Origin of the sequence: Aliiglaciecola litoralis (assembly GCF_039523355.1) — a bacterium.
Taxonomy (GTDB): Bacteria; Pseudomonadota; Gammaproteobacteria; order Enterobacterales; family Alteromonadaceae; genus Aliiglaciecola; species Aliiglaciecola litoralis.
Map to the genome: position 1 here is coordinate 254,016 of NZ_BAAAFD010000005.1, position 13,277 is coordinate 267,292.

Annotated in this window: 11 protein-coding genes; 10 read left to right on the forward strand and 1 reads right to left on the reverse strand. The window is 44.5% G+C overall.

The features are described from left to right. Positions 1-7 precede the first annotated feature (7 nt). From flgH to flgL, 5 genes are all read left to right on the forward strand, one after another. Positions 8-697 (forward strand): flagellar basal body L-ring protein FlgH, encoded by a 690-nt coding sequence (gene flgH / locus ABD036_RS10980; protein WP_343859806.1) that lies wholly within the window; start codon positions 8-10, stop codon positions 695-697. Between the two features lie 62 nt (positions 698-759). Further along, positions 760-1,821, forward strand: coding sequence for a flagellar basal body P-ring protein FlgI (locus ABD036_RS10985; RefSeq protein ID WP_343859914.1), 1,062 nt, complete (start codon positions 760-762; stop codon positions 1,819-1,821). A gap of 26 nt (positions 1,822-1,847) precedes the next feature. Then, positions 1,848-2,831, forward strand: coding sequence for a flagellar assembly peptidoglycan hydrolase FlgJ (gene flgJ / locus ABD036_RS10990; RefSeq protein WP_343859809.1), 984 nt, complete (start codon positions 1,848-1,850; stop codon positions 2,829-2,831). After that, complete coding sequence (locus tag ABD036_RS10995; protein WP_343859811.1) at positions 2,828-4,924, forward strand: FlgK family flagellar hook-associated protein; 2,097 nt, start codon at positions 2,828-2,830, stop codon at positions 4,922-4,924. Before flgJ ends, ABD036_RS10995 begins: the two co-directional genes overlap by 4 nt. A gap of 8 nt (positions 4,925-4,932) precedes the next feature. Then, a complete protein-coding gene (gene flgL, locus ABD036_RS11000) occupies positions 4,933-6,162 on the forward strand; it encodes a flagellar hook-associated protein FlgL (RefSeq protein ID WP_343859813.1) in 1,230 nt (409 codons plus the stop codon). A gap of 15 nt (positions 6,163-6,177) precedes the next feature. Here the strand turns inward: flgL and ABD036_RS11005 are convergent, their stop codons facing one another. Then, positions 6,178-7,110: a hypothetical protein gene (locus ABD036_RS11005; protein ID WP_343859815.1), complete on the reverse strand. Its 933-nt coding sequence runs from the start codon at positions 7,108-7,110 to the stop codon at positions 6,178-6,180. Between the two features lie 727 nt (positions 7,111-7,837). On the opposite strand from ABD036_RS11005, the gene ABD036_RS11010 reads away from it, so the two are divergent. From ABD036_RS11010 to ABD036_RS11030, 5 genes are all read left to right on the forward strand, one after another. Beyond that, positions 7,838-8,662, forward strand: a complete 825-nt coding sequence (locus ABD036_RS11010) for a flagellin N-terminal helical domain-containing protein (RefSeq protein WP_343859817.1) — start codon at positions 7,838-7,840, stop codon at positions 8,660-8,662. 364 nt (positions 8,663-9,026) lie between these two features. Further along, positions 9,027-9,869: a flagellin N-terminal helical domain-containing protein gene (locus ABD036_RS11015; RefSeq protein WP_343859819.1), complete on the forward strand. Its 843-nt coding sequence runs from the start codon at positions 9,027-9,029 to the stop codon at positions 9,867-9,869. A 489-nt stretch (positions 9,870-10,358) separates the two neighbouring features. Continuing rightward, positions 10,359-11,189, forward strand: coding sequence for a flagellin N-terminal helical domain-containing protein (locus ABD036_RS11020; RefSeq protein ID WP_343859821.1), 831 nt, complete (start codon positions 10,359-10,361; stop codon positions 11,187-11,189). A gap of 739 nt (positions 11,190-11,928) precedes the next feature. Then, positions 11,929-12,753 carry a flagellin N-terminal helical domain-containing protein gene (locus ABD036_RS11025; protein ID WP_343859823.1) on the forward strand — a complete coding sequence of 275 codons (825 nt, stop codon included), beginning with the start codon at positions 11,929-11,931 and terminating at the stop codon, positions 12,751-12,753. Between the two features lie 88 nt (positions 12,754-12,841). Next, positions 12,842-13,264, forward strand: coding sequence for a flagellar protein FlaG (locus ABD036_RS11030; RefSeq protein WP_343859826.1), 423 nt, complete (start codon positions 12,842-12,844; stop codon positions 13,262-13,264). Positions 13,265-13,277: the final 13 nt, after the last annotated feature.

Below are 13,277 nucleotides of genomic sequence, written 5' to 3' on the forward strand. Positions count from 1 at the left end.
ATTCCCAATGAATAGGTTATTACTCGTATTTGGAATCATTGCACTGCTTTTGCTAACAGGTTGTGCGTCGCACCACCATGCAGGACCGCTGCCAAATGACCCTTTCTATGCACCGATTGTCGGCGACATGCCGCGGCAAAAGATTGCCGAAGACGGCTCAATTTTTCAGGCTGATATGGCCAACAGTATCTATTCAGACGTTAAAGCGCGTCGAATTGGTGACATCATTACCGTTAATCTAAGAGAAAATACCAGTGCCACTAAGTCGGCCGGTACCACGACCAATAGAGACACGGGTGTCTCCGTTGATCCCTTGCTTGGGTTAGGCGGCGATGCGATCAATATTGGTGGTCAGGGGATCCAGTTAGATTTGAATGGCGGCAGTGAGTTTTCCGGTGATGCGCAATCTAATCAAAGTAATAATCTCAGTGGCAACATTTCAGTTACCGTGATCCAAGTCTTACCCAATCAAAATCTAGTGGTGAGAGGCGAAAAATGGCTGACGTTGAATAACGGTGACGAATATATTCGTCTCACCGGTGTTGTACGTCCCGCTGATATCAGCCCGAGCAACGAAATAGTCTCAACCAAGATTGCTAACGCGCGCATTCAATACAGTGGCACAGGGACCTTTGCCAGCGCCCAGCAACATGGTTGGTTAGGTAAATTCTTCGCTTCTGAATGGTGGCCTTTCTAATGCTTAGTAACAAACGCATTTGCTGGATCGTTTACTTATTAATTGGTGCTTTAATAACGCCCATGGCATCGGCGCAAAGGATCAAAGATCTCGCCTCTATTCAAGGTGTACGGAGTAACCAATTGGTGGGCTATGGTTTAGTGGTAGGTTTGCCAGGAACAGGCGAGCAAAGTCCGTTCACTGAACAGAGCTTTCGCACCATGTTATCCAATTTTGGAATAAGTTTATCATCCAATATTAAACCAAAAATCAAGAACGTCGCCGCGGTTGCGGTACATGCCGAGCTACCTGCGTTTATGAAACCAGGTCAAACCATTGATGTTACGGTTTCTTCGGTTGGCGAAGCGGCTAGCCTGCGCGGTGGTACTTTGTTACAAACCTTTTTGAAGGGACTCGATGGTAAAGTCTATGCCATCGCCCAAGGCAGTTTAGTGGTGAGTGGATTCGGCGCCGAAGGGGCTGATGGCTCACGCATCGTTTCAAATACCCCTACTGTCGGTCGTATTGCTAATGGTGCACTGGTTGAGCGCGCTGTACCAAGTGGACTCATGCAAAATGACTTTTTGACGCTGAACTTAAACTATCCGGATTTTTCCACCGCCAAAGCGTTGGCCGATACCATTAATATGCGCTTAGGAGCCGATGCTGAAATGGGCTTTGCCATCGCCACACCGCTTGATGCGGCGTCGGTGAGAGTGACTGCCCCTAGGGATGTGGGTCAACGAGTGGGCTTTGTTGCAACCCTTGAGAATTTTGAATTTACCCCAGCGGATGCGCCGGCAAGAGTGATCATTAATAGTCGTACCGGCACCATAGTGATTGGCAAAGATGTGCGTCTATTGCCCGCCGCTATCACGCATGGTGGTTTAACGGTCACTATTTCTGAATACCAAACGGTATCTCAACCCAATGCATTAGCAGATGGCGAAACCGTAGTGGCACAACAATCCATTGTTGACGTTAACTTAGATGATAGTCGCATGTTTAAATTTGAGCCCGGCGTGACACTTGATCAGTTAGTTAGAGCGGTGAACGAGGTCGGCGCCGCGCCCGGTGATTTAATGGCGATACTGGAGGCGCTGCGTGAAGCTGGCGCATTACAGGGGGAGTTGGTCGTCATTTAACTTTGACGTTCAAATGAGAACATCCTATGGACATTAAAAACAACATCAGTCATCAGCTCGACATGTCGCGAAATGTGCATGACATTAAGGGGATCGATAACCTTAGGCGCGCAGCGCAAAGTGGTGACAAAGGTGCGTTGGAAGAAGCTGCCAAACAGTTTGAAGCGATCTTCATGCAAATGATGCTCAAATCCATGCGCAAAGCACAAGATGCTCAAGCTGATAAAGACAGTCCATTTAATTCTCAACAAGTCCAATTCTATCGTGATATGCATGATCAACAACTGGCGGTTGATCTTTCAACCCGAGGTGGTGTGGGTATCGCAGACATCATTGTGCAACAACTCAGCCCGGGTAAAGACGGTTTTATGCCCGCAGCGGCAATCAGAGATAATGCTAATTTAGATAACATGACACGTCAGCCGAGTGTTAAATTTAACGCTAATGACGATGAAGCTACCTCCCCAAAAAGCAAGTTAGAAAACACAAGCCAGCAAAGTGCTAGTAAGCAAAGTGCGTTCGCATCTCCGACCGAGTTCGTGGCCACTTTGTTGCCTCACGCGAAAGAATTTGCTCAGAAACTGGGAATTGATCCTGAGGCATTGCTTGCTCAAGCGGCGGTTGAAACAGGTTGGGGACGTTACATGATCCACAGTGGTGACGGTCAGAATTCACACAACTTATTCGGTATCAAAGCGGATAAGCGTTGGGAGGGAGAAAGTGCTGCTATCAATACCTTGGAGTTCGACCAAGGGATCCCCAAACAGCAAAAAGCCGCGTTTCGCAGTTACGACTCTTTTACTGATTCTTTACAAGATTACGTGTCTTTTGTGGTCGATAACCCACGGTATAAGCAAGCGCTTGAAAAAGCATCTGATCCAAAAGCCTACTTCAGTGCTTTGCAGGACGCCGGATATGCCACTGATCCTCAGTATGCGGATAAAATATTGTCAGTGTTAAACAGTGACACCTTCAAGACTGCGTTAAGTTTCGGAGCAAGTAACCGATGATCAAAGCCGCTGACCTTTATACTATAGCCACCAGTGGTGTGCGCGCTAGTAACGAATTGCTGGCAACCACCAGTAACAATATTGCCAATGTAAATTCTGAAGGTTACGTACGAGAACGTACCACCTTTGAAAGTCAGTTGGTGGGCGGTGTTGGGCGAGGCAAAACGGAACGTGTTATCAATGTGTTTGCGCAAAATCAGTTGCGACGTGATACCACGCAAGTGGGTGAATATGAAACCTATTTTCAACGAGCATCGGTGTTAGACAATATTTTTGCCAGTGAAGCCAATAGCATGTCCAGCAGTATGAGTCGGTTTTTTGGCTCATTGCAAACCGCCACTGATGAACCCACTAATATGGCCGCCAGACAATTAGTCTTAGGCGAAGCGAATGCCTTAGTAGGGCAAGTGTCTACCTTGTCTCGCTTTATGGACGACAAGGAAAAAGAATTGAATCTTGAGTTAGACGCTATGGTCAATTATGCCAATAATTTGATTGAGACCATCGCTGATCTAAATAAAAATATTCGCGTGGCTGAAGGCAATAACCTGTTTGATGAGCCAGGCGTACTAAAAAATAAGCGCGATAGTGCAATCTTGGAACTGGCGGAATTAATGTCCATTGAAACCAGATCCAACGGTAACCAAGATGGTTCAACCATGGTCAATCTTAAATCCGGTGAATCGCTGGTGCTAGAAGATGGCTCATTCAACCTATTTCAACTCAGTGGCGATCCAGACCCTGATTATCGTAGTCTTTTGCTTTCCAGTACCGGAAAACCCACCACATTGAGGCTGCCTGAAATTAATCTGGGCGGTCAGATGGGCGGTTTGTTCCGTTATCGGGATGAAATCTTGGCTGAAAGTCAGCGTGAATTGGGACAAATTTCCATGGCCATGGTGACCGCCATGAACCAGCAAAATCGTCTAGGTATGGATTTCGATCAGCAATTAGGTAGCAACATCTTTTCTACACCCGAGTTTCAAGGGCTTAACTATTCAGATAATTCTGATTTGACATTGACCATGACCGGCAGACTGTCTGAAGACGGCGCTTCTTCTCTTACCAGTGCAGATTACTTAATCGAAATCACCGGCACGACCGCGGGCACACCTGATACCGTTGATTTTACCGTGACACTGGTGAATCCAGACGGAACGCAAGTTAGGGACACTGATGGTAATGTTATTACCCAAGCTTACACAGGCGTGGATGCCGAAAATGACACTTTCACTTCAGTGATTGGTGGCTTGGAATTAGAATTCCCCAATGGCGATAGTTATGCCGCAGGCGATCGCTTTCTACTGCAACCAACCAAAAGAACAGCGCAATCAATCGAAGTGATCATGACTCGACCTGAAGACATTGCCTTGGCGTCACCTTTTAGGGTTGATTCTGCCATTGATAATTTAGGGGATGCTAAATTAACTGGATCTACAGTCACTAACACAACCGTAGATGCTAGCTTAACCGATCCTGATCGATCTGCGTTCAACGGTAACGGTGGATTTGTTGCCGGAAGTCCAGCGAGTATCGTGTTTAATAGCGCCACTGAATTTGAAGTATTTGACGAAGCAGGGAACTCACTGGTGGTGGTTAATGGTGTTGCTGACTATAACAATCTCATGACCCAAGCCGCTAATGATGCTGGCTGGCCCTTTGCCGCGTTGAATGATTATCCTGGCTATGATTTCAGCTTACAAGGCACCCCTGTTGCAGGTGATACTTTCAGCATTAGCTACAATACTAATGGTGTAGACGATAACCGTAATGGCCTAGAGCTGGCTAGAATGCAAGACAAAGATATCATGAGTCAAAATAACAGTGGTGGCAGCAATAAGGTGTCTTTTCATGAAGCCTATGCCAATATTGTCAGTGATATAGGTGCAAAAACGGCCTCGGCAGATATATCATTACAGGCTGCCGAAGCGATGAAAACCCAATCGAACGACTGGTTTCAATCGGTGTCAGGAGTGAATTTGGATGAGGAAGCGGCAAACCTTGTGCGGTTTCAGCAAACGTACGCGGCATCCGCAAGGATCCTGACAACGGCGCAGTCCCTGTTCGATACCATATTTAGCGCGACGAGATAATTAAGCATATGACCAGAATATCAACTAACCAGCTTTATGACCGAAGCATTGATGCGATAACGCGTAATCAGGGAAGTTTGTCTGACGTCCAGCAACAATTGTCTTCAGGGAAAAAGTTATTGCGACCGTCAGATGATCCGGTCGGTGCAGCTCAAGTGGTCAGATTGACCGAAGATCTTGATAAAATAACTCAGTACAAGCGTAACAATACGCTTTTACAAAACTCATTAGAGCAAGAAGAAGTGGTGTTAAAGAATATTAACAACGCCCTTGATCGTGCACGCGTATTAATGATCCAGTCAGGCAATGGGGTTTATGATAAAACCGATTTGCAGGCAATTGGCATTGAAATTGGCTCGATCCGCGATGAAATATTTGGATTAATGAATTCGCAAAATTCGAATGGCGAGTACATTTTCGCAGGATATCAGTCACAAACGGAAGCCTTCAGCTACGACCCATCTTCCACCGATAAAAAATATACCTTTGCTGGAGATGATGGATTTAAAAAGATTCAAGTCTCTGATGCTGTCACTATCCAATCCAATAGCTCTGGGAAAACGGTTTTTGAAGACGTACAGGCCAGACTTAATATAAACGTCACTGCTCGCGTGGGTGTTAGCTCATTGTCATCGCGTATTACCGAACAGGCCGCTTTTGATCAATTCCATAAGCAAAATTACGATGCGGTAACGCCAGCTAATAATCAATTTCGAGCAACGGTTTTGGCTGGCAATCAGATCCGGATCGACAACATCGGAACGGGGGCGACTATATCGACACAAAACTTCGAGTCAGGTAAGCCTTTTGTTTTTAAAGGTATTTCCTTTGATGTGAATGCCGCTCCAGGTGATACGTTTGATTTTGAATTAAACAAGCCAGAAAAGAAAAATATTGCCGAAACGCTCAATGACTTTTTTATTGCCCTCAATGATGCCTCTTTATCCGACACTGACTTTAGCAAGGCAATTGCGGATGGCTTAGTGGGGCTGGATAACGGTGCTAAAAAACTGGCTAATGCAACCTCGTCATTAGGTGGCAGATTAAATGTCGCACAATCGGTACTTGAATCTAATTTGGATTTAGAAATTGCTAATAAATCAGCGCGCTCGGTGATCGAAGACGTGGATTACGCCGAAGCGGTGTCCGAGTTAAGTAAACAAGAAACCGCATTACAAGCAGCTCAAGCGACGTTTTCACGCGTCACTGGACTTACTCTTTTTGACTATATTCGATAGTGGCGTTGAATTCGGCTAACTTAAGCTCAATTTAGCCAAAAATATGTCGCTGGTGGCACTAAGGTGACTGGAATAATAACACACATAAAGATCCTGCCCTCGTCTGACTAAGCCTGGGTAACTGTTATCTCCAGCCGATGGCAGCAGTGATAACAGCTGCAATTTTTGCGTGGTCAGTTCGAGCAACCAGATAGCAGTGTTAAATTGCTTGCCATTCCAACGTCTGCCGCTGATGATTAAATGGCTTTCATCCCAAAGTAATATAGCCGGACCACCAATATATTCCTGCAAATCTATCCATTGCCAGCTTCTGTGCGGTTTTGTACAGATCCCCAATTGTGCAGTAAATGAGTCGGCATCGCGGCGCACAATAGCTAACGCTGTTTCATCGGACGTAAAACACAGTGCCGCTTCATTGGGATAACCTAAGCCATGCGTTTTGAGTCCCAAAACCTCACGTTCAATACAATGAAATCCGCGCAATGGATTGCCTTTATACCAATTCAATGATTGCTGTTTACGATTATAGGCGAGTCCAAACGCCTGATCTTGATGCCATGCTAGACTCCATACCCACCAATTTTTTTCACCATACCAACGAGCACTTGACCAACTTAATCCGTCTGTTGAAAACCAGCACAGGGAATGGCTGTGAGTCCATTTGTCGTTGTTGTCGTAACATCTTGCATAGGCATTAAGCAATAATTTGCCATCAGGCATAACCGTTAGTTTAGGATCCCGTAAATCGCAGTGTGCAATTGTAATACGACTTTGAGCGATAATTTGTCCTTCGTAATTAAGTATCATTATTCGTACCGCACCATCAACCCCCATATGATCGGTGGCTTCACGATAACAGCAAATCAGTTGGCGGTTGTATTCACACAAATCAGTAAAGGCATTATGTTTGGGCGAAACTGTCAGTTTCTTGGTCCAGTGAAATTGCATATGTTCGATTAATTTCCAATAAAAAATACATTAAGCGTCAGTTAATTAGATTGCTAACCTGAACTCGGAGTAATACGTGCCTATCAATAACGCCCTTTTTACGCTTATCTGCGTTGCGTTTTCTAGCAATAGGCCAGCTATTACGTACGAAAACTCGCCTTGCTAATCGCAAAAATTGCATCATTGATGTGTGTTTTACAAGTTCGCTTTTATATATCCCCTCTAAAACTTTGAAATCGTTATGTAATATTTAATTTCTCGACACATCTTACCCCGAGTTCAGGTTAGGTAACCTGAACTCGGAGTAATACGTGCCTATCAATAACGCCCTTTTTACGCTTATCTGCGTTGCGTTTTCTAGCAATAGGCCAGCTATTACGTACGAAAACTCGCCTTGCTAATCGCAAAAATTGCATCATTGATGTGTGTTTTACAAGTTCGCTTTTATATATCCCCTCTAAAACTTTGAAATCGTTATGTAATATTTAATTTCTCGACACATCTTACCCCGAGTTCAGGTTAACTAATGCGGCAATAAATTGCCATTTGAATAAAAAACGGCAAATTTTTGTTAAAGGGATTTTAGGATCCGTCGATACCCTTACCTGAGAGAGCCAGTAACACCAACTTTTCTATTGATCAGTTGATGTTCTTGAATGTGTTTTTTAACCGCCGAGTTTTTTCGGTTGCCAGCGAAACGCTGGACTGAGAGTGTAGGAGATATCCCATGGGATTATTCGTCAATACCAACGTTTCGTCTTTAAATGCGCAACGTCAATTATTCGATTCATCAAACCGTTTAGGCACGTCTTTCGAGCGTTTGTCTTCTGGTTTCCGTATCAACCGTGCATCAGATGATGCTGCCGGTCTGCAAATCACCGATCGCTTGACCACTCAGGTCCAGGGTCTTAACCAAGCCGTACGTAACGCCAATGACGCGATTTCGCTAGCGCAAACCGCTGAAGGCGCGTTGGGTGAGGTAACAAACTCACTACAACGTATCCGTACGCTTGCAGTACAATCACAAAACGGTATCAACACTTCTGCTGACCGTTTAGCACTGCAAAAAGAAGTATCTGCCCTTAAAACTGAAATATCACGTATCTCAACGGATTCACAGTTTGCTGGCGTCGATATCCTAACCGGTGGCTTCTCAGCTGCTTTCTTAGTGGGCGCAAACGGCGGACAGACAATCTCTATCAACCTATCTCGTAGCGGTGGATATGGCGCGTCTGGTCTAGGTTTGACCAATACTTCTGTAGCAAATATTGCAGATGCATCTGCCACGTTGACGTCAATCACCGCTGCTATATCCACAGTTGGAGCTGTACGTGCCGACTTGGGTGCCTTGCAAAACCGTTTCCAATCTACCATCAGAAACTTAAGTAACATTTCAGAAAATGTTGCCGGTGCACGTGGTCGTATCCGAGATACTGACTTCGCCACAGAAACTGCAGAATTGACTAAAAACCAGATTATCCAACAAGCAAGTTTGACTGTTTTGTCGCAGGCTAATCAGCGTCCGCAGTCAGCACTTCAGCTTCTAGGGTAAAAAAATACGCTTGGGATATTAAAGCCAGGAGGTAGTGTTTCCTAATTTAATGGCCCAAAACGTAGAGAGCCCGCTCACTCTCTCCTAACGTAAGAGCGCTTAGCCGACTAATTTAGTCGGCTTTTTTCGTGGTTTAAGTTCATGATTTTAAAGGAAATAAAAATTTAGCTGAAAATTAGTCTAAAGGAAAAATTGGATCCGAACGATACAGGTTGCAAGAGCGATGTATATCTAAAAAATAAAATAAGTACACGCCATAAAAAATAGTGACGCACTAATAATAATAATAGCGCACGTTGATGCTCAAAGACCGGAAAAAATAAAAACAGGTCGAGCAGTTTGCAAAAATCGTTAGGAGAAAAAAATGTCTTTATTCGTCAACACGAACGTGTCGTCGTTGAATGCAAGGCGTCAGCTATTCACGTCGAACAACGAACTCAGCACTGCCTTTGAAAGGCTATCGTCTGGTTTTCGCATCAATAACGCAAAAGATGATGCAGCTGGACTACAAATCTCAAACCGTCTAACAACTCAAATATTGGGTCTGGACATGGCTGTAAGAAACGCCAATGACGGTATTTCGTTAGCGCAAACTGCGGAAGGTGCATTGGCTGAAACCACGTCAGCACTGCAACGTATTCGGGTGCTAGCGGTTCAATCACAAAACGGAATCAATGGTTCTGCGGATCGTTTGGCACTGCAAAAAGAAGTGTCTGCGTTAAAAGCAGAAATCAGTCGAATTGCCGCAACTTCACAATTTGGTGGCGTGAATATCCTTGGTGGTACTTTCTCGTCAGCATTTTTAGTCGGCGCCAACCCGGGTCAAACGATCAGTGTCAATATCTCACGCTTAGGTGGTTATGGTACATCCGGTTTGTTTGGTGCACAGAGTAACCCTGCTAATAACGTGTCAGTAGTCACAGAAGCGGATGCTTCTCGTGCCATGACGGCAGTGTTAGGTGCTATATCCATCATTGATGCAAAACGCGCTGATTTGGGTGCAATTCAAAACCGGTTTCAGTCAACTATTCGAAATCTAACGAATATCTCTGAAAATGTATCAGCCGCACGGTCACGTATCCGAGATACCGATTTTGCAACTGAAACAGCAGAATTGACACGTTATCAAATCATCCAGCAGGCCAGCATTACGGTGCTTAGCCAAGCAAATCAGCGGCCTCAGGCGGCACTGCAGTTATTACAATAATAAGGGTATAAATGATGATATATGATGTCAGGCAAGCAAATGGGGCAGGCTGCAGCATCGAAGAATGATTAAGAAAGAGAACGGTCGGATTGCAAAATGTGGGGGCAGGCTGCAACCGACCGAAGAACGACAGTTTTACTATAACAACTAGCTGTAACACGCTATACAAAGACGGGTGCGAACTCTCTGCCAACTAACAAAGCCAAGGCTTTTTTAATAGGCGGTCGACTGGCGGAAAAGAAGCCAGGAGGTAGTGAGAGGTATTGAGGTTTAGGCCATCAATTCCACCCGCCGACCTGAGCTTTCGCTCTCGCTTTTTGTATAGCTTTGCAAGCAAATTGCTAAGCAAAACAATCAGTCAAATTAATGACTGACACTATCAACAAAGCATATACCATGCCAAAGTTTAAATAGTGACCAGCTAAGCAATTTACCTATAGTAAAACTAAATAATATCAACGATTTAGTATAAGAATAGGAGCGTGTGCCATGTCATTATTTGTGAACACGAATATTTCGTCAATTAATGCAAAGCGGCAACTTATTAACACCAATAACGATTTAAGTACGGCGTTTGAACGGTTGTCGTCAGGGTTTCGCATCAACAGTGCTAAAGATGATGCGGCAGGATTGCAAATATCCAATCGACTCACCACGCAAATTCTCGGCTTAGACATGGCTGTCAGGAACGCCAATGATGGTATTTCTCTGGCCCAAACAGCAGAGGGCGCATTAGCGGAAACGACCGCATCATTGCAACGGATCCGGGTCTTAGCGGTGCAATCCCAAAACGGTATTAATAACTCCGCTGACCGGGTGGCACTGCAAAAAGAAGTGTCGGCTTTAAAGCTCGAAATCAGTAGAATTGCTAGCTACAGCCAATTTGGAGGAGTCAACATTCTTGATGGCTTTTATTCCGCGCAATTTCTGGTTGGAGCAAACGCCGGGCAAACTATCAGCGTCAATATCTCCAGACCTGGTGGTTACGGTACATCCGGTTTGTTTAATGGTGCGTTAATTTCGGTTTTAACTGAGTCTCAAGCATCCGCTACCATGGGACGCATTTCCCAAGCAATTTCGATTATTGATGCCAAAAGAGCCGATCTAGGTGCGATTCAAAATCGTTTCCAATCCACTATTCGTAACTTAAGTAATATCTCTGAGAATGTGTCAGCGGCAAGATCACGTATTCGCGATACAGATTTTGCCACTGAAACGGCAAGTTTGACCCGCGCGCAAATTATTCAGCAGGCCAACTTAACGGTTTTATCTCAAGCAAACCAAAGACCCCAAGCGGCATTACAGCTGCTAGGTGGATAGAATTTTAAAATTGAAAGAGGGTAGGAACTGAGAGGCCACCCGTGGCGATAAGGAAGCTCGCTAGGCTTTGTCAAGGATAGACCTGGCGGTGATGGTACACATCACCAAAAGAAAAAGCCGACTAACAGGACTGAGAGTGTAGAAGTTTGGTTGAGAGGCCAGTATTCATTCTCTAACCCTGCCAGCCGGACAGAAACAGTATTTGCTCGTACTCCTAACGTGAGCAAGTTGGCCAGATCATTTGATCTGGCCTTTTTTTATGTATCAGTGCCAGAAATCCGACGTCACCTATGTGACTCACGTTCTTGCGATATTAAAAGCAACTGCTATGCCACAATGTGAAAATGTTGAATAAAAAACTAAAATAATCGCCTTACAGCTAAATCCGACATCCAGCTGATCCCTTTCTTTACTAAAACGCTAAGCTCAAATTCCGTACTTTTTTAGTCCGTGCTTCATCAAACCTTTTTCCTTTAATTGAAAATATCAAATAAATCAAACACTTAACTCGATCAAAAAATAGTTGTAAAAAAAACCTAAAAAAAACTAAAGATACTCAAGATGTTGTCGATAACTTTAGTTGAGGGGAATTCTGCTTGCAGGATTTTTAATTTAAGGGCGTGGTAGAGGTACCTGCTCTTAGAAAAAGTGAGGTGGCTTAATTCAGGTAACTGAATTGAGTCGACATTGAGGCGAATTACCAATTGTTTAGTAGTTTGGTGATTCTCAGGAGGTAAATATGGGTTTATTTGTAAACACCAATGTGTCTTCTTTGAACGCGCAACGTCAGTTGTTTAGTTCTGGGCAGGCATTAAGTACATCGTTCGAAAGATTGTCATCTGGTTTTCGTATCAACCGCGCTGCAGATGATGCGGCTGGTTTGCAAATTTCAGATCGATTAACCACACAGGTACAGGGCTTGAATCAAGCGGTACGTAACGCTAATGATGCAATCTCGTTAACGCAAACTGCCGAGGGTGCATTGGGTGAGGTGACTAACTCATTGCAGCGTATCCGTACATTGGCTGTACAATCGCAAAACGGTATCAATACGTCTGCTGACCGCTTGGCACTGCAAAAAGAAGTCTCAGCACTGAAAACTGAAATTTCGCGTATCTCTACCGATTCACAGTTCGCTGGGGTTGATATTCTTACCGGTAGTTTCTCTGCAGCCTTCCTTGTAGGAGCTAATGGCGGGCAAACTATTTCAGTTAACTTGTCTCGTAGCGGTGGTTATGGTTCTTCGGGATTAAACATAGGTTCATTGACTGTTGCTACAATCGCCGGCGCATCTGGCGCGCTAACTTCAATTGATCAAGCTATATCGACAGTTGGAGCAGCACGAGCAGATTTGGGTGCGCTGCAAAACCGTTTCCAATCTACTATCCGTAACTTGAGCAATATATCTGAAAATATCTCCGGTGCGCGCTCACGTATCAGAGATACTGACTTCGCAACTGAAACTGCAGAACTGACTAAAAACCAGATCATTCAGCAGGCGTCATTGTCGGTATTAAGTCAAGCTAACCAGCGTCCACAATCGGCGTTGTCGCTACTTGGATAGTAATTCCATCTAAGTAAGTTAGTCTAACAATGATAATGCCACTATACTGTGACAGTTAGTGGCTGATCATTATTTATGGAGGTGAAAGATGGACGTTAATTTTTCACAAATTGGCCAGAATATTGCTCAGCAAGATAGGTTTGCGGTAGATTCTATACAGGTGAAAGAACAAGACACGTTGTCTACTCAAAAACCTGAGGAAAAAGCGGCAGAAGATAGTCAAGAAAGGCAAGAATCGGCCGATAACAATACACCACGAAATAGTAATTCGTTAAACATTGAAAAAGCGGTTAGTGAGATCAGTGATTTCTTGCAGGCAACCAATCGCCAATTGTCGTTTTCAGTTGATGAAAAGAGTGAACGACAAGTGGTCAAGGTAACAGATTCTGAATCGGGAGAGGTGATTCGACAAATACCATCCGAGGAAGTGCTGGCACTGTCGGAAAGAATCAAAGAGCTCCAATCTGACGTAGGAAACGTAGTAGGAGTGCTGTTCAACAACCAAGCGTAACTTAATTAAGAGG